The organism is Bacillus seohaeanensis (genome assembly GCF_042684945.1).
Lineage (GTDB): Bacteria > Bacillota > Bacilli > Bacillales > Bacillaceae_B > Rossellomorea > Rossellomorea seohaeanensis.
Genome location: NZ_JBHUMF010000015.1, coordinates 241,142 through 263,234 on the forward strand (window position 1 = coordinate 241,142; position 22,093 = coordinate 263,234).

A 22,093-nucleotide genomic window follows, 5' to 3' on the forward strand; every position below is an offset into this window, starting at 1 on the left:
TATGTTATTCTTTAATAGCTGCTTCTAAAGCAACCTCAATCATTTCATTAAATGTTGTTTGACGTTCTTCCGCACTTGTTTCTTCACCCGTTAAAATGTGGTCGCTTACTGTTAATACTGATAATGCTTTTCGTCCGAATTTCGCCGCTAATGTATAAAGTGCTGCCGTTTCCATTTCGATAGCCAAAATTCCATATTGAGCCCACTTTTCATGTTCTGCGTTGTCGTTATAGAACATATCCGCTGTAAATACGTTACCTACTTTTAAGTTAAGACCCTTGGCCTCCCCTGCATCATACGCGCGTTTTAAAAGATCAAAGTCAGCAGTTGGTGCATAATCAATTCCATTAAAAGTTTGTCGGTTAATAGTTGAATCCGTTGAAGCTGTCATTCCAAGAATAACGTCACGTACTTTTACATCTTTTTGAATAGCTCCGCAAGTACCAACACGAATAAGATTTTGGACGTTATAGCTTTGCATCAATTCATTAATATAAATAGAGATGGACGGAACACCCATCCCAGTTCCTTGGACACTTATTCGTTTTCCTTTATATGTACCAGTGTATCCAAACATATTTCTAACTTCATTGTAGCAAACTGGATTTTCTAAAAACGTCTCAGCAATGTATTTGGCACGTAACGGATCACCAGGAAGTAGTACCGTTTCCGCTATTTCATTTTCTTTTGCATTAATATGTATACTCAAAACTTTTCCTCCTTGATTTGCTTAATCCTTCTTGCATGACCATTGTAAGCTTTTTTGGCAATACATGCAATTATCGAATCCAACTCATGAAAACGCTACATTTGGAAAATATAAATGTGAAGGAGGGAAAACAAAATGACTGAAAAGAAAATGAGTAAAAAACTTCAACAAGCAGTACAACACGCAAATGAAACAAACCCTACCTCACGCGCACGCCATGCACCAAATACATCAAAAACGAAAAGACTAAAGGGATGACAGGAGGGACACTAATTGGGTAAAAAACACCGAAATAGAATAAATTCACCTAAAAAGAATAACCATATTCCAGATGAAGCTATCATTGCAGAACAGGAAGCACATGGCAAAGAATACTCTGCTAAAAAAAGAAAAAACGGTCCTGGGGATAATTTATAAATCATAAAGCGAATCTTCAATCAGTGGGTATGCTTCTTCAAGTACTCGAAGTTGGGGGCTTACTGCCCATTAATGCGGATAAATAAAAGACTGTGGCTACTTCAAAGTGACGTGCACTTATGAATTAGCCACAGTCTTTTCATTTAATATGAATTCTGTTTACCTCTTTCCATCCATCTGGCTCTAGTCGATAATAATAATGGCCGCCTCTTCCTTCATCAATAAAAACAATATCTCCTGTTGCAACATATCTCGCATTGTAATCGCCTGGCATTAAATCGGGTACATTGAACATTCGAAATATTTGATAGAGAGCATCATCATGCCCATTTCCTTCTACTGATGTGCGATATACTTCTTCATACCCTTTATAGACTCTAAACCTAGGCGTCTGAAATAAAGTCACATCGTATACTTTATTGTATGATCTTGGGCGTATAATTCTTTCAAGTAAAGCCATGAGCACCCCTCCAACTTTATGGTACTCATATATTTATCCTTTTTCCTTGTCGAATCCTTCAAAGAAAAAGGACTACTTTTGTCGAATTACTAATTAGGAAAAACGATGAATAACTTCTTGTAATTTTTGGGATAAAGATGGGATATCTGATTTAGTTACCGTAACTCTGACCATGGACTCATCCATTTCTAGTGCTTCAGCAAGAAAACCACCTAAACCTCTAGCTCTTCTATCTACTTCTATTAGTAGGTCAACGCTAGTTTCTGATTGGTTAAAGAAAACTACTTCTAATTCATCTAGGTTTCGCTTATACGTGCTATTAGTAGGGACAAACTCAAATTCCTGAACAAAAGGATATTTACCACGATAGCGACGAGGAGCTTGTTCACAGTCCACTTTGCGGATACGGAATCCTAAATCCTGAATCGTTTTTAATACTTTATCAGGCAGTTCTGCTGGTGCAATTTCAATATAATCTTTATCTTTTGGATCCATAGCATTTTTAATATCAAGGCCAGTAGCTATCCACACTCTTGTATTGCCGTAAGTAACTGGTGTTTCTAACGGAATCCGGAAAGAAAACGGCAGTTGTTTTACTTCTTTTTCTTTTATGGAAAATGGTTCTGAAATTCTCACCTTTTGTATTGGAGCATAGTCTGTATACTTTTTGTCATCGGATTCCCGAATATATGTCGTGAATAGGGTCAGGTAAATGGAATCGATTTTCTGCTCTACATTACCGCCTGTTACTTCTACAATTCCGTTAACCGTCTCCCCTGCTTGAAAATTTGATTTTTCTAATTTAGTGTCTACTGATGCGGCTCCAATCCCAATAGAAGCAAACACTTTGTTAAACATAGACATAAAAATTCCTCCTCAGTTTTCCACTATTTTAAAAATTCTATTGCTGCATACAGATCATTTAACACTTCGTTATCATCCTCATAAGGACGCTCGATTTGTAACAGCCTTCTTAAAATTCGTTTTGTCTTATTTGATAAGGAAAGCTCTTCCTCCCAGCTCTTTTCCTTTTTGGTAGAAGGTTCAAAGGAAGAATAAAGTAAAAATAATAAAAAATGACCTACAGCATAAAAATCACTTTTAACTGTTTTTTCTCTCATATAATCTTTATGAATTTTATGCTTTCCACTCCCTATTCCTTCTTGTAAACAAGCTAGACCGAAATCCACAACGGAAATTTCGTTTTTATAAAAAAGTATGTTTGGAATTCGCAGATCGCGATGAATATACCCTTTACGATGAATCCATTGAACTAAATTCATCAATTTAGCTGTTATTTGAAGAGACTCAAGTTCGGAATAACTTTGTTCTTCACCAAAAATAAGCTGTTCAAAGTTTTTTCCATTTTTCCATTCCATAACAAAATAGGGGGTTCCCTTATATTCCCCTTTTGCGTATAGTGCCGGAATTTGTGGATGTGATAAGTCATTTAATGCGTTCATTTCGTTTTCCAAATAATTCATGGAGTTTCCAACTAATTTCTTATATGGGCGAATTCTTTTTAATACAGCAGGTTTACCATTCTCCTGGTGATTCACTAGATAAGCAGTTCCATAGCTTCCTTTTCCAATGAGTTGCTTTACATCATAATTATCGATTTTGAGACCATTTTTCCAAGTTCGTTCCATACTGTCTATTAGCTTTCGAAAGATGCCTACAAACATTCTGTCACCTGCTATTTATATCTAATTCGATTCAACTTTAGCGGCTAGCTCGCTATGAAAAAGATGATTATCCTCTAAAGGCAAAAAACGCCTTTTGAGGATAATCCCTATTTTCTTCGCGAGCTGAACGAGCCGCTTCCGCTTTTCTATGTCCAGCTTCAGCGGCTAGCTCGCTATGAAAAAGATGATTATCCTCTAAAGGCAAAAAGCGCCTTTTGAGGATAATCCCTATTTTCTTCGCGAGCTGAACGAGCCGCTTCCGCTTTTCTTATCAACTACTAAAGAAGCTTGAGAAGAAGCTTTTGCTTTTGTATTTTCGTTTGTAGTGGTGGTGGCCATAGTGTTTATGTTTTTTTGAGTAGTATTTGCGATCACTGGAACTGTAAGAACGATAACGTCTACTTGAGCTAGATCCAAGTACGCTTTTTAATATTTTTTTTAACAATGTGTACCCTCCTTTGGGTTCTTAAGAATAACGCTTATTACTATATACGATTATAAAGTGATTTAGTTTCATTATGAAGTGATTTAATTTGTTTTTCCTAAATTAACATATCATATTGTTTATTCTCATTATAATTTCAGCAAAAAAAGACTGAAGTCAAAAGGCCAACTACAGTTTTGTCCTTTTTTCAGTCTTTTTCAATGTTCCGCAATAACTGGCAGTAATTGCTTTTTAGGTTTTTAGGCTGCACTGCCTTTTATTCCGGTAAATATTCTGTACTTAGTATCTGGCAGTAATTGCCCGATTAGTTCAACTAACAATCAATAGAAAAGCGTCACTGATTGGAGTTTCACTGTATGTAGAAGAACAAGGGAATTACTTTGTGTCCTCTTCTTCCGGTTCTTCATCGATTATGCATTTTGCAATAAGGTATTCAAAAGTAATATCGGCGATTTCATCTAACTCTTCTTCAGTTGGAACATAACCTCTTTGAACAAGCTCTTGGAAAAAGAATTCAGCAATTTCCTCTGTGTCGATGAAAACTTCTATTTCTCGCACAATTATCGCCCCCTTTGTTCTTCAATCTATGATGTTTGTCTTTTCGTTATGACCATACATAAAAACTTTTCATAAAAGGTGTTGGACAAGCATAGGATAAAACATCAAAACGAAAAGGACGTGTACTAATGGAAAACCTTTCTACAGAAAAAAGATCAACACTAACAGATTTAGAAAATGGAGAAGGAATCATCGCCCAAGCAATGGAAAAAATACTGAAGGGAATTTCTTTATCTTTTTGGCTACTTTCTATTCCCGTCTTCTTGTACATCCTTATGGAATTCATTCCTTCTCTTTAACTATTTGAACGGATTGTTGTCGCAGTTGTTCTAGAATATATTCCATTTTCTTTAAATACTTTTCATCGGAGAAAAGTTGATATAATAATTTATTATCATTATAGTAGTCTAACAATTGATCTATCCAAACCATTTTGTCCTCACCCGAATTTTGCAGAAGGAGTGGCTGTTCTTCATTTTTCCCTGGAAATACAAGCCCATATTTACGAATAAACGCCTCCGCTTGTTCTACATCGGCAATGAGTGTCAACTCTTCCTCATTAGCTTCAAGCCATTCCCCATCCGACACTCTCATCAATTCATATATAACCTCTTCCCAAGCATCTTCTTTATATCTCCAAATTTCTGTCCGGAATCCGACTATCTTAAACAAGTCATTTTCATACCCTCTTACAATGACCAGATCCCCAAACAAAAATTTATACTCTATATCAATTTGCTCTTGTTCGAAAATATACCCTTCGTACGTATCGAGCAATTCAAGTGTCTTTTCTTTAAATAGTCCTTCACTATCATTCACTTCGTAAAAGAACTCTCCATCAATAGTCTTTATCTCTGTTATTTTGCCAACTGTTCCATAAATCGTCACTACTACCGTATCTCCAATTCGAAACTTCGGTTTATTGTGTTTATTCATTCTCCCCTCTCCCTTAGGTCGCAGTTTATTTATCCCGCATTAACGAGTAGTAAAACTCCCACTAATTGAAGTTTCACTTATATTATATGCAGGAAAAAGTAGAGTGCTATCCCTTCAAATAGCCCGATTCACCTCCTCTTTCTTAGAACAATCACAAAAATATTCCGCCGTTATTTATGATACAATTGCGGTAGTTACATTAATATAATAGTGAAGTTAATGTCCGAGCGTTAAATCCCATACAACGTACCATCATTTAGTCAGAACACATATACAAACCTTAATAACAGAAGCACACTATCCTCAGGAAGGAGCAAAGCATTTGAATATAAAATTAAACCAAAAAATAATTAAAGAAATGTGTGGTACAGTCTCCTTCAAAAGAGGGGACTCTTTTTATCGTGCTAATAAAGTAATATTTGAGCATTACAGTACCGAGAGTTGTAAAGCAACAGTTATAGGAACGGAAGATTTTCATGTCACCATTGAAAAGGATGTGAGCGGAGATCTTTATACGAAGTGTAGTTGCCCTACGCTCGCTTCCTTCCAAAAGGATTGTCAGCATATTGCGGCCGTTTTACTATCGATCTACGAGCATCAACGTCAAGGATCAGTCTCTATTGGTTCAAGTGAACGTCCATCTAATTCTTCAACAAACCAAGCACTGGCAGAAGATTTTCTGACTCTTTTCCATGATCACCCTATACGGTCAAGTGGCCATCAACTCCACTTTGAAAACAGGCAAGTGCTTGATACAGCGTTTACGTGTAAACCTGTCACTATAGACAAAGGACGGCATATATTTGGAATTGAAGTTAAGATCGGTTCAATTATCGTACAAAATATCCGCGATTTTCTAGAGCATGTAAAAGACAAGCTTCCTAGTTTGCTTTCTAGTTCATTTACGTACGACCCAAACCTTCATTGCTTTCAAAAAGAAACAGATGCTGTAATCCAGCAGCTTATCCAAGTAATCCATGATGAAAAGGTGTATGTTAATACATTACCGAACAAATCGGACTATACTATCAGCAATCACCTATTACTCATTCCACCATCTTCTTGGGAACACCTTATCCCTTTACTTATAAAAGCACCACTGGTGAAAGTTACGTATGGTGGAAATACGTTTAATGGTCTTTATGTATCAGACGAACCCCTTCCTTTACAATTTGAATTTGCAGAAACACAAGACAAGGGCTATCAACTCAAAATCAAAGGGTTAAACCAAATGATTGTTCTAGATTCATATAATTCTGTCCTATCTGAAGGAAAACTAATACAGCTAAAAAGTGAGGATAGCAAAAGACTTTCAGAACTTAAACAAATGCTAGATGTTTCAAGAACGAATCAAATACCTATCTCTCATAAGCAAGTTAATCTATTCCTAGAAAAAATTGTTCCAGGCTTAAAAAAACTAGGTACTGTTCAACTATCTGGAACAGTTTCTAAGCAGTTGATGAAGTCACCATTGATTGCCAAACTATACTTAGATCGTGTGAGAAATCGCTTGCTTGCCGGATTAGAATTTCACTATGAAAACATTGTCATTAATCCATTGGAAGACGAGGAACTCCAGAGAGGCTATATGCTTATAAGAGATATAGAAAAAGAAAATGCAATCCTACAACTGATGGAAGACAGCTCGTTTGCTAAAACAGATGGCGGCTATTTTTTGCATAATGAAGAGTTGGAATATGAGTTTTTATACAATATCATTCCGAAACTTCAAAAACTTGTACAACTGTATGCAACGACAGCTGTGAAAAATCGAATTTTCAGAGGAAACACTCGTCCGCAAATTAAGGTTAAGATTAAAAAACAACGGACCAATTGGCTAGAATTCAAGTTTGAAATGGATGGCATTCCTGAAAATCATATACGTGAGATTTTATTGGCTTTAGAGGAAAAACGGAAATATTATCGGTTGCCAAACGGATCACTACTCTCGCTGGAGACAAGAGAATTTGAAGAAGTTAACCGTTTTCTGAATACAGTCCCAGTCGAGAATGAGGATCTCGAAAGTGGCTTGAATATGCCACTCGTCCAGGGGCTCCCCCTTCTTGATTCTGTTAATGATAACAATGTATTCATGTTAGAGGAATCATTTCGTAAGTTCTTAAAAAATATCCGCAATCCAGACGGCTTAGAGTTTGAAGTACCAAAGAATTTAGGGTCAATATTGCGAGACTATCAAAAATATGGCTTCAAATGGATGAAAACACTTGCTAGCTACGGATTCGGAGGGATTCTCGCGGATGATATGGGACTAGGTAAAACGCTGCAAAGCATCACGTTCATTCAATCAGAGCTTCCTGACATCCGTAAAAAGAAGCTCCCAGTCTTGATTGTTTGCCCATCCTCTTTGACGTATAACTGGCTTAGTGAAATTATGAAATTCACCCCAGATGTACAAGCAATTGTTGTCGATGGCAATAAAACAGAGAGGGACAAAATACAGAAAGAATTAGTAGATATAGATGTTATCATTACCTCCTATCCTCTGTTACGTAGAGACATAATGTGGTACGAAAAGCAGACCTATCATACTGTGTTGTTTGATGAAGCACAAGCATTTAAAAATCCTGTGACACAAACAGCAAAAGCGGTCAAGAAGATACAGGCAAATTACCGGTTCGCCCTTACTGGTACACCTGTGGAAAATTCACCAGAAGAGCTATGGTCCATTTTTCACGTTATCTTTCCTGAACTATTCCTAGGATTGAAGGAATACAGTAATCTTTCCAGGAAAACAATCGCCCGAAGAATCCGTCCATTTTTACTTCGTAGGCTAAAAGAGGATGTAGTTTCGGAACTTCCGAAAAAAATGGAGTCGATGGAATCAGTAGAATTACTTCCTGATCAGAAGAAGCTGTATACTGCCTATTTGGCGAAGCTCCGACACGACACGTTGAAGCATCTAGACAAAGACACACTTCGGAAAAATCGTATTAAAATCCTTGCTGGGTTGACTCGGTTACGACAGATTTGTTGCCACCCAGCCTTATTTGTAGACGGCTATAAAGGAAACTCCGCAAAATTTGAACACCTAATGCAAATTTTAGAGGAATCAAGGCTTTCTGGAAGAAGGGTATTGATCTTCTCGCAATTCACGAAAATGCTGGATCTCATAGGTAGAAAGTTAGCAATTCAAGGCTTACCTTTTTTCTACCTTGATGGACAAACTCCATCAGAAGATCGAGTAGAAACATGCAATCGATTCAATGCGGGTGAACGGGATATCTTCCTCATTTCCTTGAAAGCAGGTGGTACAGGTCTCAATCTGACAGGTGCCGATACTGTGATACTTTATGATACTTGGTGGAACCCTGCCGTTGAGGAACAAGCCGCTGATCGTGCCCATCGTATTGGGCAGACAAATGTTGTACAGGTCATCAAGCTTGTAGCACGCGGTACAATCGAAGAAAAAATGAATGAGCTGCAAGAGAAAAAGAGACATCTGATTGAAGAAATCATTGATTCTAAAGAAAAAGCGCCGTCTTCCCTCACAGAAGAGGATATTCGAGAAATATTGATGATATAAAAGAAGTAAAGACCCTTTTAAACGAGTACATTACTTCAGCGAATATTAAAGTCAAAAGGTGCTAGGAGAATTTCTCTCCTAGCACCTTTTGATTTTTACTCTTTCTCTTCTACTAAATATTTCTCCCACGCTTCATCAAAAATAGTCATACTTTCAAGATAATGTCCGTTTAATTCAAGATAGGAGCTTAGTTCATCGTACTGGTGCAATTGTTTTGGAAAGCCATGGTCTTCATACACAGCATTAGCAAACGCTGTTAACGAATCAGTTACCTTTGGCTGCCGATATTTCATTAAAAAGTGATAAAAGGATTTTCTCATATTTTTACCCTGCCTATAATCTAAAGTTCTTTTTAAAAGGATAACGAATGTTTCCCCATTCGTAAAGGTGAAATTCCTTTTAATATCTAAAATAGTTCCGCTTCAATTTACGGGGGACCTTCATTAAATCATCATATGTTACTTCATCAGCGAGAACATTCGTATCGATTAATAATAGCTGATCCTCTATTTCGTTAACCGTTTCTTCTTGCTGATATAGCATGTCACACCCCTGACATTCTATACTCGGTGTATTCGTTATTTCAATAGCCCGATTCCCATCAGGTAATTCCCAAAATACAGAGGTCTTTATGACTTTAGCCTGAGTTTCTTGACACCACTCACATACTACAATGCTGCTGTTACTCATCTTTTTTAGTCTCCTCTCTATTCTTTTCTATTTTCGCTAACATCGCTTTATGTTTTTTCTCTTTCAGTTCATCACGTTTTTCGCGGAAATCTTTCAAAGACGTATGTTCAGGATTTTCTTCATACTCCTTCCTTCTTTCCAAGCGTTTCAGGTTCTGCGGTACTAATGTGGAGTGTGTATCATTCATTAATCCAGCTATTCCAATGGTGGAGTCTTTTACTTCTTCGGTAGCATAAATTTCATTAAAATAATCATCTGCACGTCCTGGAGTATACTTTTCTGGCTCTGGGTAGGACGTAATCACTCCTTCAAAGTTACGGAGTACTACTTTTTCAGCACTTTGAGAAATAATATAATTTGGCTGCAGTGATATTTTACCTCCACCTCCTGGGGCATCCACAACAAATGTCGGTACAGCATACCCTGATGTATGTCCTCTAAGCCCTTCCATAATTTCGAGGCCTTTTGCTACTGGTGCACGGAAATGACCAATTCCTTCTGAGAGGTCGCATTGATAAATATAATAAGGCCTTACTCTTATTTTTACTAAATCATGCATCAACTTTTTCATGATTGGAACACTGTCATTTATTCCTGCTAAAATAACCGCTTGGTTTCCTACAGGAACTCCCGCATCTACTAACATTTCACATGCTTTTTTTGCTTCTTCTGTAATTTCTATTGATGTATTAAAATGGGTATTTAACCAAACAGGGTGATATTTTTTCAGGATATTACAGAGATTTTCTGTTATTCGTTGTGGAAATACAACAGGCGCTCTCGTTCCGATTCTAATGATCTCTACATGAGGAATTTCTCGTAGGTTTTTCAGGATATATTCTAAAATTTTGTCATTTATTAGTAAACCATCTCCACCAGAGAGCAGTACATCTCGTACTTCCGGAGTTTCTCTTATATAGTTAATTGCATCATCGAGCTGTTTTTTTGGAACACCCATACCGATTTGTCCGGAAAATCTCCTTCTTGTGCAATATCTGCAGTACATGGAGCATTGATTGGTGACAAGGAATAATACACGATCGGGGTAACGATGAGTTAAACCAGGAACTGGAGAATCATCGTCTTCTTGCAAAGGATCTTCTAAGTCGTATTTTGTTTTATACATCTCTTCACTAATTGGGACAGATTGCATACGGATTGGACAACGAGGATCATTTTCATTCATTAACCAAGCATAATATGGAGTAATATTTAACGGGATTGTTTTCGTCGAAATTTTGACACCCTCTTCTTCTTCCGGTGTCAAATTTACAACTTTCTTCAAGTCATCTAACGTTCTAATTGTATTTGTCAGCTGCCATAACCAGTTATTCCACTTCTCTTCGGGCACATCTTTCCATAATTCAATATCCTTCCAATGCCGTTTAGGCTTATACAAGTTCATTTCCATTTTTTCCACCATCCTTTTCATTCTGTTAGAAGAAATTTTTCTTCTTGGAATGTATAAAGGGGGACTTTTTCCCTCATTACTTCCTTTGTCATAGGCTATGAAGGGGACTGTTAAATGGTTTATTGTTTTTTACTTAAATCTTTCACCCAAACATTCATATCCTCCATTTTGTCAAAAATATAGCAGTTGTTTGCTAATCTGCCTTGATACTCATATCCAAGCTGATAAAATGCAGCATTCATCCCATAAGAAAGAGCCCTCGCAATTGTATAGGCACAATAGATATGCTCTGCTTTTAGTTGTGCTTCCAATCCAGAAAGTAGATGCTTCATATAACCTCCCTTCCGATGTTGTGGCAGTGTGGCACAATCAGTAAGCTCTGCGTTATGGTAATGAATGTTAATTTCTGCTGAGGCACTACTTATAATTTCTCCATTATCTTCTATATACAAAAAAATCGTTCCATCATCTATTGCTTTTTTTATATATTCTGCTTTATGCAATGGAACCGGGTAGACACTGAATACTTGCTGATATAATTTAGCTAAAGAATTCGCATCACTTTTATCAGCCCTTTTTATTCTCTTCTCACATTTGTGCTCTACATTTTTCTTATTCAAATGAAGTATACTTCCTAAAACTTCGTCTTCCTTTTTCCAAAACAAACTATTTCTTCTCTCATTTGTGAAAAACTTGCTAACAAGATATGCTGGGTCTCCAGTAAAGTAACCGCTTACAATAGCTTCTAATACATAACCATTTTTTAAAAACTCTTCTACATGTTCCCCTCTTGACTTAATAATCATTTTTTCAATTTTCTTATGGTTGCTACTTAACTCATTAAGAAAAGAGATAATCTTGGCTATATTTCCTCTATAATCATCCACTCGCATTCTATGATTATATTCATCTTTGTATAAAAGTAAAGAAGCATTATCTAATTGGTGGTCCTCATAAACTTGCATATCATCACATCCTTTGATTTCGAAACCTTCTTCCTTAGAGCAGACTCTAATATCTGATTGTTTTATACACCCTATGAAAAAGAAAGGATTTATATGAAATTAGGTAAAAAAGACGCAAGAGGCCTATGCGTCTTTTATCATACTTTTCTACTCTTTTTCCTGATTGCACCAGTTATAAATCATTAATGCAATTACCTCCGCTGCCTCATATATTTTCTGCAATTCAATATACTCATTCGCATCATGGGCAACTTCTGTTGTACCTGGACCGAATATAAGTACAGGTATATTTCCCGCTTTTGAAAGTATTCCTCCATCTGTACCCCAAGGAGAAGCTTCTACAACTGGGACCTTTCCGAAAACCTCTTGATAACAATCTGAAAGTGTTGTCATCAATGGGTGATCGATAGTTAAATCTCCCGGTTGCCACCTACCACCAAACCATTCAATTTCTACAGGGTTTTCTTTAAACCAACTATCCGTTTTAGCTGTCTCTACTAGCCATTGTTCCATTTCCTGCTCGACATCCTTTAATGCTTCATTAGGAGCGACACCTATTCTTCCTTCAATAACGGCAATATCTGGTACAGAGGAAGGCCATTTCCCACTTTGAATTTTTCCAACATTAATTGGTACCGGAATCGGAATGCTCTCAAATAACGCATCCGTTATACGTGCATTTCTAATTTGCTCTAACTCATGTAGCCTGTTGACGATTGTAATTGCTTTATCAATGCTGCTTACACCTTCATATCTTGTACCCCCGTGAGCAGCTTTTCCTTTCACGGTAATTCTAAACCACATGCTTCCCTGCTGCTTTGGAAACACCTTTAAATTCGTAGGTTCTGGGATAATTGCTCCATCTGCTGTATAACCTCTAAGTAAGGCGGCTAACGTCCCTGTCCCTCCACTCTCTTCTTCTATCACACTTTGAAATAGGACATCTCCTTTTAAAGGTATCTCTAATTCTTTCATAACTTCTATTGCTAAAAGAAGTGCAACTGTCCCACCTTTCATATCTGTTGCACCTCTTCCATATAACCTTCCATTCTCTACTTTTCCGCTATATGGATCAACTTTCCAATCCTTTCTATCGCCTTCAGGTACAACATCAATGTGACCGTTCAAGATGAGTGATTTACCTCCACCACTCCCTTTTAATACACCAACGACATTTGGGTTTTCATCAAAATTCCCACGGTCACAACGATAAAAAGGATGCTTTTTCACTTGTTTTTCCTCAATATCCCATATATCCAATTGAAGTCCTAATTCGCGACATTTTTCAATAATAATGGCTTGGGCTTTATATTCATTTCCTCTTGTACTGTCTTCTTGAACAAGTCTTTGAAGCAGCTTATTTGCTGATAATTGTTTTTTTTGGATACATTCACGTATCAATTTATTAATAGTCAAGATACTCCCACCTTTGTACCTGTTTCTTTACTGAATAGTGAATTTCACCTTAACTTTTTCGTCAAAAGAAATATATTAGCTAATGAAAGACAGGTTGGAATTAATAGAAAACCGGGCTTCTGTTGCTTCTTTTATATTTTGTAACGTCCATGGATGGAAAATTTCCTCTAAGATTAAATGATTATTATGAAAAGAAAACACTGCCCTATCCGTAATAATTTTTGAAACACATTTTTCCGCGGTTAATGGAAATGTACAATCTTTGACAAGCTTGCTATTTCCCTTTTTATCAACATGTGTCATTACAATTAGTACTTTTTTTGCTTTAGCAGCAAGCTCTGTTGCACCACCAATGCCGGGAACCTTTTTCCCTGGAATAATCCAATTTGCAAGATCACCTTGTTCACTGACTTGCAAAGCTCCCAAAACAGTAAGGTCAATCTTCCCCCTTCTAATCATGGCAAAGGCGGTGGAACTATCACAATAACTTCCACCAACATCTAATGTGACTGGATAGCCACCTGCATTACATAGATTCTCATCTTCGCAACCTGCTTTTGGTGCGGCTCCCACACCGATAATACCGTTCTCCGCATGAAAGGTAACAGAGAAATTAGATGGAATGTAATTTGGGACAAGCGAAGGTATCCCAATTCCTAAATTCACAATCATTCCTTCTTTCACTTCTTTTGCTGCCCTTTTTGCCATTTTACCTTTTACGTCGCTTCCCAAACCCATTTCCAGTCAACTCCTTTCGAAAGAACAAGATAGTCAACAAAAACACCTGAAGTAATAATTTCTTCTGGATTTAATTCACCACATGGTACAATTTCATCGACTTCCGCTATCGTTATATCTGCTGCCATCGCTACTAAAGGGTTTGTATTTCGGGCACTCTTGTCATAAACTAGATTTCCAATTGAATCCGCTTTTTTCGCATAAATAATCCCTACTTCAGCAGTTAAAGCTGTTTCAAGTAGTGTTTTCTTTCCATTATGCTCGATTACATGCTTTCCTTTATTAAGGAACGGATCTTCTGCTCCAATATCTGTTACAATTCCCTCTAAGCCTACACCACCTGCCCGTATTCTTTCCGCAAGAATTCCTTGAGGAGAAAATTCAACCTCTAACTCTCCCTCGCCCATTAACTTTCCAGCGATTGGATTAGAACCGATATGGGAAGCAATCAGTTTCTTTACTCGCTTTTGTGCAACTAACTGACCTATACCGATGTGTGGGAATCCAGTATCATTTCCAATTAGTGCAATATCTTTAATTCCCCAATGTAAAATGTGATTAATAAGTGTTGGTGGTGAACCCACTCCCCCAAATCCACCGAACATTAGCGTCATACCATGATGAAAATAACGTTTGATATCTTCATAGGATACTAATTTACTTATAGTATTAGCCATCTTCTTTTTCCTCCTGTTGTTTTTTCAGAAGGGTAAAGACCATTTTCAGCTTCGAATGAATTTCTTCCATTTCTGATTTTGAAATAGTTAGCGGAGGTGCAACGATGATAGCAGCCCCTTTTCTTCCGTCAATACCTGCTCCTGCAGGATAAAGAAGCAGCCCATTTTGTTGTGCTTTCTTCACAATAGTGGCAGTAAAAGCAGCATCCACTTCCATACTTTCATTACTAGTAAACTCCACCCCTATAAGAAGTCCTCTCCCCCTTATATCTCCGACAAATGAAAACTGGTCTTGTAGCTTTTTCAAAAGATTAGTTAAATAGTCCCCTTTTTCTTTTACCGCGTCAATAATCCCTTCTGAATCAATAAGTTTTAATACAGAAAGAGCTGCAGCACTAGACAAAGGATTCCCACTAAATGTATGACCGCTCATGATGACTTTGCTCCCGTTAACAATAGGCTCTAACACAGCATCAGAAGCAAGCGTTGCGGCAATTGGACTATAACCGGCACTCAATCCTTTTCCGATTGCGACAATATCGGCTTCCACTCCCCATTGCTCTAGTGCAAGGAATGTACCTGTTCTCCCACATCCTGTCATTACTTCATCAGAAATAAATAATATATCGTACTTTACACATATATCTTTGATTACTTTGTAATACTCATCAGGAGGTGCAATCGCCCCGGCTGCAGCACCAACAATAGGTTCCGCAATAAAAGCGGCAATATTATCACTCCCTATCCTATTAATCATCGTTTCTAGCTGGGTTGCACATTTCAAACCACATCCGGGGTAAGTTTCTTGAAACGGGCACTCATAACAATATGGTGGTTCAATGACCGGCCAATCTCCAATGTGCGCATCAAAGCGTTCCCTTCTAAGAGGATGACCGGAAGCAGATAATGCTCCAAACGTGATGCCATGATAGCTTAACCATCTAGATAGTATTCTTCTTTTTGATGATTGCCCCTTTTCTTGCCAGTGCTGAATAGCAATTTTAATCGCTGTCTCCACAGCCTCTGAACCACTGTTCACGAAAAAACTCCAGGGATATCCCGTTTTCTTATCCAACCACTCTGCAAGTTCTTCCGCTGGCTCACTACTAAATTGTGAACGGTAGACAAACGAAATCTTTTTTGCTTGATACACCATTGCCTGCAAAATCTCTTCCATACCATGACCGATATTTGCTGTGACAGCACCGGAGGAAGCATCTAAGTATTTCTTGCCTTCTTTGTCGTAAACATACACACCTTTCCCATAATCAACTATTGGATAACTACCATCCAAAGAAGGCTTAATCAAATGTGAACGAGGCATAAGATCCCCCCCTAAAACAATTCCCTTACTTTATAACCCTTATTACTAGTTCTTCTTTAATCTTATGTTTTGAAAAAAGAATCTTTCTTCGTTATAGAGAAAAAAGATGTGGACAAATGTGGAAAGATGTATGGATTTAATTATTCCCTGCATCAATCTCCTTTTAGATACCTAGGAATACTAAGGCATAATCTAACTAATTTAGGCCTGACTCGACGTACCGACACATACCAGATTGAACTTTAACTACATTCATCAATCCGATGTTTACACATCTGACTTTTATTAAAATTCTTAAAAATTCGACATAAATTCCTATATTTACTGGAAAATTTATCACAAAATGTTAGAATAATGTGAAGATACTACAAAAGTGCTAGTTTTTTCATCAATTCGGAGGGGAATTATATGTTAAACAAAGGGAAGAAAAGAAGTATTACAGGAAAAAAAGATAGAAAGGTAAAGAATAATAGTGAAAGAGATTCAGGTCCTTTTTCTTACTTTAGGACAATTCGTGGAAAAGTTGTCTTCTCATTTGGACTTATAACAATTGTTTTATTGTCGCTAGCTTCCACATCTTATTTTAATATGATGAAGTTAGAAAATGAGATTAATAATCTCATTGAAAGAGAAATGGTCGTCGACAGTAAGATAAAGAATTTATCTAATTTACTTCTAGAAATAGAGAGCGGGCAACAAGCTTTCGTTATTACAGGCGCTACAGGATTTCTCGCACCGTATACGAATGGTAAAAGTGAAATTGAAGCTAATTTGGAAGATTTAAAAACCTACTTTAAAAAAAGCGAAGAGCAAATGGATAAAATTAATAAAATAGAGCAAAATTATGGGTTTTGGATTAAATTTGTCGATCGAGTAATTGAAACGAGAAAAGACGATGGTCTCGAAAAAGCCTCCCTCCTTGTAGAGTCCGGTACTGGAGAAAAATACATGGATGGGGTTCGCTCCTACGTAGATATGATTGTTGAAGAACAGCAACAACAAATAGGTACTCGCATAGATAGTTTAAACCAACAAGTCTTTATCTCTAAAATTGCAACAATTAGTTTATCTATACTAGCAGTTGGCTTAGCGGTATTCTTTGGTTTCATTCTTTCAAGAAACATTCGTACTAGCGTTAGGAAAATTAGTCAGTCGATACTTGAAATCGCAAATGCCGGCGGAGATTTAACAAAGCGTATCCATGTTAAATCAAGAGACGAGTTGGCAGGACTTGCACAAGATACGAACCAACTTATTGATGGAATCGCTATTTTAGTCCGACAAGTTTCAGAAATGGCCGAAAATGTATCAGCAAGCAGTCAAGAATTACTTGCTTCTGCTGAAGAAACATCCAAAACAATAAATTCTATTGCTGAAACATCAAGCGAAATCGCTGCAGGCAGCGAGCAAACAACGACTCAAATGTCAAACTCACTACATAAAATGAACAGCCTAGAAGAAGCGGCTACATTTCTTTTTAATCAAGCAGAATTAGTAAAACAAACAACTGAGCAAATGAAGTCTGTCGCTGAGAAAGGCGGAAAGTCTGTACAAGCATCATCTAAGAAAATGATGCATATTGAAGAAACGATGTCTAATACAACCCAAACTGTTGAAGCACTCGGAAAGAAATCATCAGAAATTACAACCATAATTGGAACGATTACAGAAATCGCCGAACAAACCAATCTCCTTGCACTAAATGCAGCAATTGAAGCTGCTCGAGCAGGAGAGCACGGCCGTGGATTTGCCGTTGTCGCAGATGAAGTAAGAAAGCTGGCAGAACAATCTCAACAAGCTGCCAAAGGAGTTACGAATATTGTTCATTCGATTCAAAATGAGGTTAATATTATTATTAAGCAAAATTCAGAAGGGGTACAAGAAGTTATCTCGGGCGTAGAAATTACCAATGAAACGAATAGCTCGCTCGCTGATATTTTAACTCAAACAGAGAAAACAACTGTTGTCGTAAATGAAATGGTTGATCATATTCAGCAAACACAACAATTAAGTCAAGATGTTGCTTCTGCATTTGCTCACGTAAATGAAATTGCCGAAAACACAGCACATAACACGGAATCAACTGCAGCCGCATCCGAAGAAGGATCCGCAGCAATGGAACAAGTAACAGCATCAGCCTCCGAGCTATCCCAACAATCAGAAAAACTACGTGCATTAGTATCTAATTTTAAAATGTAGCAAGGAAAGCGGAAACGGCTTGATTAACTCGTGAAAAAAATAGGGCTTTCCCTCAAAAGGCGTTCTTTGCCTTTAGGGGGAAAGCATCTTTTTCACAGCGAGCTAGCCGTTGGAGCTAGACAGGGAAAGCGGAAACGGCTTGGTTAGCTCGTGAAGAAAATAGGGATTCCCCTAAAAGGCGTTTTTTCCTTTAGGGGGGAAGCATCTTTTTCACAGCGAGGCTAGATGCTGAGGCTAGAAAAAAGTGGTATCTAGCCTAGTCAGGGGCTAAAACTATATCGCAAAAAATTAAAAAAACCAGTGAGGATTACATTCTCCTCACTGATTGAAGTTTTACTTCTCATTATTATTTGCCGCTATAGCACACTGCACCAATAATTATTAAAAGAATAAACAGCACAACGATTAACGCAAAGCTATTGTTAGTTGATACACCAGCTACTGGGTAACCATATCCCCCTTGATAGCAACATTGGTCATATCCATACATACATATTCCTCCTCGAAATTATTTCCTCTACACTGTTACGGTATGTCAATCACCTATAAAGTGTTTGTGTATTCGCCCATTTCTTACAGCATCCACTTTTCAAATTGTTTTGAGTTGAACATATGTAGATGAATTTATTCCGATTAGAAAAATATTAGATGTAAGTTTATATAAAAAAAACGCATGAAATTTTATATTCATGCGTTTTACCTTTATTTTGAAGAAATTTCTAACACTTCTTCTTGTCCAGCTGTAACAGCTGAGGCATCTTTTTTCACTAACTCTCCCATGTTATCACCATTTGTTATAAGAATAGGAGTAATCGTACTTTTGGCTTTTTCTTTAACAAGATCTAAATCATACGTTATAAGTGTTTCTCCGACATTAACTTTTTTGCCTTCCGAAACATGTGCTTCAAACCCTCCCCCTTCCATCGATACAGTTTCAAGACCAATATGAATAAGAATTTCCGCACCATTTTTTGCTTTTATTCCGACTGCATGCTTGGTTGGGAATACTTGCATGACTTCCCCTTCCACAGGTGATACCACTTTACCTACAGTCGGTTCAATCGCAACCCCATCCCCCATCATTTTTTGGGAAAAGACTGGATCTGGAACTTCCTCTAAAGATTTTAGCGTACCTGTAAGAGGTGCATGAATAGCAATTGTTTTGGGAGCTTTTTCTTTTTTTCCAAATAGTTTTTTTAACATTTCTCTTCACCTTCCTATTAACTATATACACAGATGTAGTTTTCTTTAAACATTCAAGTAGTCATTCTAGCATATATGTACAGGAATTCACACTCAATTGTTACTTTTGAAATAACTGTGTATATTTTCCATAACCTTCCTCTTCTAACTTTTCTTTCGGGATAAATCGAAGGGCAGCAGAATTAATACAATAACGAAGTTTGGAAGGGCCAGGTCCATCATCAAATACATGTCCTAAATGAGAATCAGCTGTTTTGCTCCGTACCTCTGTTCGCACCATAAAATGACTTCTATCTTCTTTTTCCTGTATTTCATCATCTTCATCAATTGGCTTCGTAAAACTAGGCCAACCGCATCCAGCATCATACTTGTCTGTACTGCTGAATAACGGTTTCCCCGATACGATGTCTACATATATTCCATCTTCAAATGTATCCCAATATTCATTGCGAAATGGCGGCTCTGTTCCATTATTTTGCGTCACTTCATATTGAGCGGGCGTTAATCTATTCTTTAACTCTTCCTTATTATTTTTCACGTTTATTCCCCCAATTATTATTGATAAAAGCTTTTCTTCCTGAACCAATACTATAACGTTCATAGTGAACAGGATTTTTTTTATAATAATCTTGATGATATTCTTCAGCAGGATAAAATTCCTTCGCAGGTAAGATCTTCGTTACAATCGGCTTTGAAAACTTCCCACTTTCTTCTAATTCCTGTTTTGATCTCTCTGCTTTATCTTTTTGCTCTTCATTGTGATAAAAAATTACTGTTTGATAGGACTGTCCCCTATCAAAAAATTGTCCTCCTGCATCTGTGGGATCAATTTGCTGCCAGAAGATTTCAAGTAATTTTTCATATGGGTAAATCTCAGGATTGTATGTAATTTGCACAGCTTCATAATGACCCGTTGTTTCGGAACAAACTTGCTGATAAGTAGGGTTTTTCACTGTTCCGCCTGTATAGCCTGATACAACACTTTCTATTCCTTTTTGTTCATCGAACGGTTTCACCATACACCAGAAACAACCTCCCGCAAAGGTCGCATTTTGTAAGTTAGATGATTTAGCCAAACCTTTCACTCCTTTACATTCGACTAGTACCTCTGTAAAACTCTTTTCAAAAGTAAACAACATTAAAAAAAAGCATTATTCACAAACAAAATTCACTTAAACTTATACTTCCATAACAATATCCCCTTTATGGCAGATTTTAACGCATACGACCCAATTTGGTAAACTAAACTGTCTCGGGATTTGTCCTTAAGTTCAAATTAGACGATAGCAAGAAATTTTTATTAGTTATTAAAATTCAAATGTTCAAATATAAAAAGAGAAAAGCAAGGCAAGGTGGCCAAGCTCCTCTTCTTAATGGTTACTGTTATTTTGTAGGTTGCTCCAATGCAACATGGTTTTATTCCTGTTTTACTTTCCTGCTTTGAGCACGCTTCTTCCATTTTTTTCGTTCCAAAGACTGCAACCGCTTATCGCCTTTCCTTTCCATATAGGCTACTTCTCTTTGAAGTTTTCGGTAATTTTCTAATCGGGATTCTGTAACTATCTCCTCCCTTATTGCTTCTTGTACCTTACAGCCTGGTTCAGAATAATGTTCACAATCTGTAAACCTACACCCTAATGCCAATTCCTCAATGTCTTCAAATTGAGTAGAAAGCCCATCTTCTCCTTGCCATAGTTGGATTTCTCTCATTCCAGGTGTGTCAATGACAGCACATCCATTTTCAAGATAAAACAACTGTCTGTAAGTCGTTGTATGTTTACCTTTTGCATCAGAATCTCTTACGTCATTTGTCTTCTGCATATCACTACCAAGTAAATGATTGATAAAGGTCGATTTACCTACTCCAGAGGAGCCAACAAGTGCAATTGTTTTTCCTTCTCCTAAGTATGGTTCTAGTTCATCAATCCCGTCTCTCTCAACCGTACTTATACAAAAAACCTTTACGCCCATTAACATGTTTTCCACTTCCGCTTTTTTCTTCTCAACATTTAAGCATAAGTCAGCCTTCGTTAGAACAACAATGGGAGTAGCTCCACTTTCCCAGCAAAGTAATAAATATCGTTCTATCCTATTCACATTTAGATCATCATTAAGCGAAGTTAAAATAAATACATAGTCAATATTTGAAGCAATAATTTGTTCTTCTGCTTCTAATCCGGCTTTTTTCCTTGAAAATTTACTTGTTCGTGGCAATACCGATTCGATAATACCGCCATCTTCTTTAAAAAACACCCAATCCCCAACAGCAGGAAGATCTTCCCTAGCCATCGTTTCATATCGTAGTTTCCCTGAAATTTTAGCGATAACTTCCTCTTCTTCTGCCCTCACTAAATAGGATCCTTTTTGTTCCGTTATAACCCTTCCGATTTTAGAGTTAGTTGAAACCTTTTGATCTTTAAAACTTTCTTCTATTGCTTGAAATATTTTTTTATTATTACTAGTCAATTGTTTTCCTCCTAAAAATAAAAAATCCATTGGCTGTATTTCTACACGACCAATGGATTTAAGATTTTTAAAAAGGACACTTTTAAAAACTTACTTCCGAATAAAGTTGGTGATCGTGTAAAAATAAGAAACATCGACATTTACTGAAGATACAATACTTAATTTTTTTCATAGTGACCACCTACTTTCTGTTTTAATAATATTATTATCTCCTAAAACGGAAGAATTATCAACAATAAAATGGGAATTT

The 22,093-nt window shown here is 37.1% G+C and carries 25 protein-coding genes; 5 read left to right on the top strand and 20 right to left on the bottom strand.

Features of this window, described 5'->3' with window-relative positions; genetic code table 11:
* Positions 1–4 precede the first annotated feature (4 nt).
* Positions 5–709 carry a purine-nucleoside phosphorylase gene (gene deoD, locus ACFSUL_RS07265; RefSeq protein ID WP_377934041.1) on the bottom strand — a complete coding sequence of 235 codons (705 nt, stop codon included), beginning with the start codon at positions 707–709 and terminating at the stop codon, positions 5–7.
* 135 nt (positions 710–844) lie between these two features.
* Between deoD and ACFSUL_RS07270 the strand changes: the two genes are divergently transcribed.
* Both ACFSUL_RS07270 and ACFSUL_RS07275 read left to right on the top strand, forming a co-directional pair.
* Positions 845–967, top strand: a complete 123-nt coding sequence (locus ACFSUL_RS07270; RefSeq protein WP_377934043.1) for a hypothetical protein — start codon at positions 845–847, stop codon at positions 965–967.
* A 15-nt stretch (positions 968–982) separates the two neighbouring features.
* Positions 983–1,126 carry a hypothetical protein gene (locus ACFSUL_RS07275; protein ID WP_377934045.1) on the top strand — a complete coding sequence of 48 codons (144 nt, stop codon included), beginning with the start codon at positions 983–985 and terminating at the stop codon, positions 1,124–1,126.
* A gap of 139 nt (positions 1,127–1,265) precedes the next feature.
* On the opposite strand, the gene ACFSUL_RS07280 is transcribed toward ACFSUL_RS07275, so the two are convergent.
* From ACFSUL_RS07280 to ACFSUL_RS07300, 5 genes are all read right to left on the bottom strand, one after another.
* Positions 1,266–1,586, bottom strand: a complete 321-nt coding sequence (locus ACFSUL_RS07280; RefSeq protein ID WP_071411615.1) for a YodL domain-containing protein — start codon at positions 1,584–1,586, stop codon at positions 1,266–1,268.
* Positions 1,587–1,679: 93 nt separating this feature from the next.
* Positions 1,680–2,450 (bottom strand): sporulation protein, encoded by a 771-nt coding sequence (locus tag ACFSUL_RS07285; RefSeq protein ID WP_377934048.1) that lies wholly within the window; start codon positions 2,448–2,450, stop codon positions 1,680–1,682.
* A 23-nt stretch (positions 2,451–2,473) separates the two neighbouring features.
* Positions 2,474–3,271, bottom strand: coding sequence for a serine/threonine protein kinase (locus tag ACFSUL_RS07290; RefSeq protein ID WP_377934050.1), 798 nt, complete (start codon positions 3,269–3,271; stop codon positions 2,474–2,476).
* Between the two features lie 67 nt (positions 3,272–3,338).
* Positions 3,339–3,476 (bottom strand): hypothetical protein, encoded by a 138-nt coding sequence (locus tag ACFSUL_RS07295; RefSeq protein WP_377934052.1) that lies wholly within the window; start codon positions 3,474–3,476, stop codon positions 3,339–3,341.
* Positions 3,477–4,091: 615 nt separating this feature from the next.
* On the bottom strand, positions 4,092–4,274 hold the full coding sequence (locus tag ACFSUL_RS07300; protein ID WP_071411613.1) for a YozD family protein: 183 nt from the start codon (positions 4,272–4,274) through the stop codon (positions 4,092–4,094).
* A gap of 128 nt (positions 4,275–4,402) precedes the next feature.
* Between ACFSUL_RS07300 and ACFSUL_RS07305 the strand changes: the two genes are divergently transcribed.
* Positions 4,403–4,573 carry a hypothetical protein gene (locus ACFSUL_RS07305; RefSeq protein WP_377934054.1) on the top strand — a complete coding sequence of 57 codons (171 nt, stop codon included), beginning with the start codon at positions 4,403–4,405 and terminating at the stop codon, positions 4,571–4,573.
* Here ACFSUL_RS07305 and ACFSUL_RS07310 read toward each other — a convergent pair.
* Positions 4,557–5,210 (bottom strand): hypothetical protein, encoded by a 654-nt coding sequence (locus ACFSUL_RS07310; protein WP_071411612.1) that lies wholly within the window; start codon positions 5,208–5,210, stop codon positions 4,557–4,559. The genes ACFSUL_RS07305 and ACFSUL_RS07310 overlap by 17 nt on opposite strands.
* Before the next feature lie 322 nt (positions 5,211–5,532).
* Between ACFSUL_RS07310 and ACFSUL_RS07315 the strand changes: the two genes are divergently transcribed.
* A complete protein-coding gene (locus ACFSUL_RS07315; protein WP_377934056.1) occupies positions 5,533–8,754 on the top strand; it encodes a DEAD/DEAH box helicase in 3,222 nt (1,073 codons plus the stop codon).
* Positions 8,755–8,849: 95 nt separating this feature from the next.
* On the opposite strand, the gene ACFSUL_RS07320 is transcribed toward ACFSUL_RS07315, so the two are convergent.
* From ACFSUL_RS07320 to ACFSUL_RS07355, 8 genes are all read right to left on the bottom strand, one after another.
* Positions 8,850–9,074, bottom strand: coding sequence for a YozE family protein (locus tag ACFSUL_RS07320; protein WP_377934058.1), 225 nt, complete (start codon positions 9,072–9,074; stop codon positions 8,850–8,852).
* Positions 9,075–9,153: 79 nt separating this feature from the next.
* Positions 9,154–9,444 (bottom strand): YokU family protein, encoded by a 291-nt coding sequence (locus ACFSUL_RS07325; RefSeq protein WP_377934060.1) that lies wholly within the window; start codon positions 9,442–9,444, stop codon positions 9,154–9,156.
* Positions 9,437–10,855 (bottom strand): lysine 2,3-aminomutase, encoded by a 1,419-nt coding sequence (gene kamA, locus ACFSUL_RS07330; protein ID WP_377934063.1) that lies wholly within the window; start codon positions 10,853–10,855, stop codon positions 9,437–9,439. Before kamA ends, ACFSUL_RS07325 begins: the two co-directional genes overlap by 8 nt.
* A 119-nt stretch (positions 10,856–10,974) precedes the next feature.
* Entirely contained in the window at positions 10,975–11,820 is an 846-nt protein-coding gene (gene ablB / locus ACFSUL_RS07335; RefSeq protein ID WP_377934065.1) for a putative beta-lysine N-acetyltransferase, read from the bottom strand.
* A gap of 147 nt (positions 11,821–11,967) precedes the next feature.
* Entirely contained in the window at positions 11,968–13,236 is a 1,269-nt protein-coding gene (locus ACFSUL_RS07340) for a peptidase (protein WP_377934067.1), read from the bottom strand.
* Positions 13,237–13,311: 75 nt separating this feature from the next.
* Complete coding sequence (locus ACFSUL_RS07345; RefSeq protein ID WP_377934069.1) at positions 13,312–13,974, bottom strand: 3-oxoacid CoA-transferase subunit B; 663 nt, start codon at positions 13,972–13,974, stop codon at positions 13,312–13,314.
* On the bottom strand, positions 13,953–14,651 hold the full coding sequence (locus ACFSUL_RS07350; protein ID WP_377934071.1) for a 3-oxoacid CoA-transferase subunit A: 699 nt from the start codon (positions 14,649–14,651) through the stop codon (positions 13,953–13,955). The genes ACFSUL_RS07345 and ACFSUL_RS07350 overlap by 22 nt, the downstream gene beginning before the upstream one ends.
* Positions 14,644–15,975, bottom strand: coding sequence for an aspartate aminotransferase family protein (locus tag ACFSUL_RS07355; protein WP_377934073.1), 1,332 nt, complete (start codon positions 15,973–15,975; stop codon positions 14,644–14,646). The genes ACFSUL_RS07350 and ACFSUL_RS07355 overlap by 8 nt, the downstream gene beginning before the upstream one ends.
* Before the next feature lie 408 nt (positions 15,976–16,383).
* Here ACFSUL_RS07355 and ACFSUL_RS07360 point away from each other — a divergent pair, with 408 nt between their 5' ends.
* On the top strand, positions 16,384–18,174 hold the full coding sequence (locus ACFSUL_RS07360) for a methyl-accepting chemotaxis protein (protein WP_377934075.1): 1,791 nt from the start codon (positions 16,384–16,386) through the stop codon (positions 18,172–18,174).
* A gap of 346 nt (positions 18,175–18,520) precedes the next feature.
* Here the strand turns inward: ACFSUL_RS07360 and ACFSUL_RS07365 are convergent, their stop codons facing one another.
* The 5 genes from ACFSUL_RS07365 to rsgA all read right to left on the bottom strand — a co-directional run bounded on the left by ACFSUL_RS07365 (position 18,521) and on the right by rsgA (position 21,873).
* The gene (locus ACFSUL_RS07365; RefSeq protein ID WP_377934077.1) at positions 18,521–18,664 is read right to left on the bottom strand and encodes a YjcZ family sporulation protein; all 144 of its coding nucleotides are present in this window, start codon (positions 18,662–18,664) and stop codon (positions 18,521–18,523) included.
* A gap of 212 nt (positions 18,665–18,876) precedes the next feature.
* Positions 18,877–19,377, bottom strand: coding sequence for a PTS sugar transporter subunit IIA (locus ACFSUL_RS07370; RefSeq protein ID WP_377934079.1), 501 nt, complete (start codon positions 19,375–19,377; stop codon positions 18,877–18,879).
* A gap of 100 nt (positions 19,378–19,477) precedes the next feature.
* Positions 19,478–19,915 carry a peptide-methionine (R)-S-oxide reductase MsrB gene (msrB, locus tag ACFSUL_RS07375; protein ID WP_377934081.1) on the bottom strand — a complete coding sequence of 146 codons (438 nt, stop codon included), beginning with the start codon at positions 19,913–19,915 and terminating at the stop codon, positions 19,478–19,480.
* On the bottom strand, positions 19,905–20,396 hold the full coding sequence (gene msrA, locus ACFSUL_RS07380; protein ID WP_377934216.1) for a peptide-methionine (S)-S-oxide reductase MsrA: 492 nt from the start codon (positions 20,394–20,396) through the stop codon (positions 19,905–19,907). The genes msrB and msrA overlap by 11 nt, the downstream gene beginning before the upstream one ends.
* Before the next feature lie 397 nt (positions 20,397–20,793).
* Positions 20,794–21,873, bottom strand: coding sequence for a ribosome small subunit-dependent GTPase A (gene rsgA / locus ACFSUL_RS07385; protein WP_377934083.1), 1,080 nt, complete (start codon positions 21,871–21,873; stop codon positions 20,794–20,796).
* Positions 21,874–22,093 lie beyond the last annotated feature (220 nt).

Bases quoted from the DNA above. Each gene is read 5' to 3' on its own strand.
- ACFSUL_RS07270 (WP_377934043.1), top strand. From the start codon at position 845: ATGACTGAAAAGAAAATGAGTAAAAAACTTCAACAAGCAGTACAACAC.
- ACFSUL_RS07280 (WP_071411615.1), bottom strand. From the start codon at position 1,586: ATGGCTTTACTTGAAAGAATTATACGCCCAAGATCATACAATAAAGTA.
- ACFSUL_RS07285 (WP_377934048.1), bottom strand. From the start codon at position 2,450: ATGTCTATGTTTAACAAAGTGTTTGCTTCTATTGGGATTGGAGCCGCA.
- ACFSUL_RS07290 (WP_377934050.1), bottom strand. From the start codon at position 3,271: ATGTTTGTAGGCATCTTTCGAAAGCTAATAGACAGTATGGAACGAACT.
- ACFSUL_RS07305 (WP_377934054.1), top strand. From the start codon at position 4,403: ATGGAAAACCTTTCTACAGAAAAAAGATCAACACTAACAGATTTAGAA.
- ACFSUL_RS07310 (WP_071411612.1), bottom strand. From the start codon at position 5,210: ATGAATAAACACAATAAACCGAAGTTTCGAATTGGAGATACGGTAGTA.
- ACFSUL_RS07320 (WP_377934058.1), bottom strand. From the start codon at position 9,074: ATGAGAAAATCCTTTTATCACTTTTTAATGAAATATCGGCAGCCAAAG.
- ACFSUL_RS07325 (WP_377934060.1), bottom strand. From the start codon at position 9,444: ATGAGTAACAGCAGCATTGTAGTATGTGAGTGGTGTCAAGAAACTCAG.
- kamA (WP_377934063.1), bottom strand. From the start codon at position 10,855: ATGGAAATGAACTTGTATAAGCCTAAACGGCATTGGAAGGATATTGAA.
- ablB (WP_377934065.1), bottom strand. From the start codon at position 11,820: ATGCAAGTTTATGAGGACCACCAATTAGATAATGCTTCTTTACTTTTA.
- ACFSUL_RS07345 (WP_377934069.1), bottom strand. From the start codon at position 13,974: ATGGGTTTGGGAAGCGACGTAAAAGGTAAAATGGCAAAAAGGGCAGCA.
- ACFSUL_RS07350 (WP_377934071.1), bottom strand. From the start codon at position 14,651: ATGGCTAATACTATAAGTAAATTAGTATCCTATGAAGATATCAAACGT.
- ACFSUL_RS07355 (WP_377934073.1), bottom strand. From the start codon at position 15,975: ATGCCTCGTTCACATTTGATTAAGCCTTCTTTGGATGGTAGTTATCCA.
- ACFSUL_RS07360 (WP_377934075.1), top strand. From the start codon at position 16,384: ATGTTAAACAAAGGGAAGAAAAGAAGTATTACAGGAAAAAAAGATAGA.
- ACFSUL_RS07365 (WP_377934077.1), bottom strand. From the start codon at position 18,664: ATGTATGGATATGACCAATGTTGCTATCAAGGGGGATATGGTTACCCA.
- ACFSUL_RS07370 (WP_377934079.1), bottom strand. From the start codon at position 19,377: ATGTTAAAAAAACTATTTGGAAAAAAAGAAAAAGCTCCCAAAACAATT.
- msrA (WP_377934216.1), bottom strand. From the start codon at position 20,396: ATGGTGAAACCGTTCGATGAACAAAAAGGAATAGAAAGTGTTGTATCA.
- rsgA (WP_377934083.1), bottom strand. From the start codon at position 21,873: ATGGATTTTTTATTTTTAGGAGGAAAACAATTGACTAGTAATAATAAA.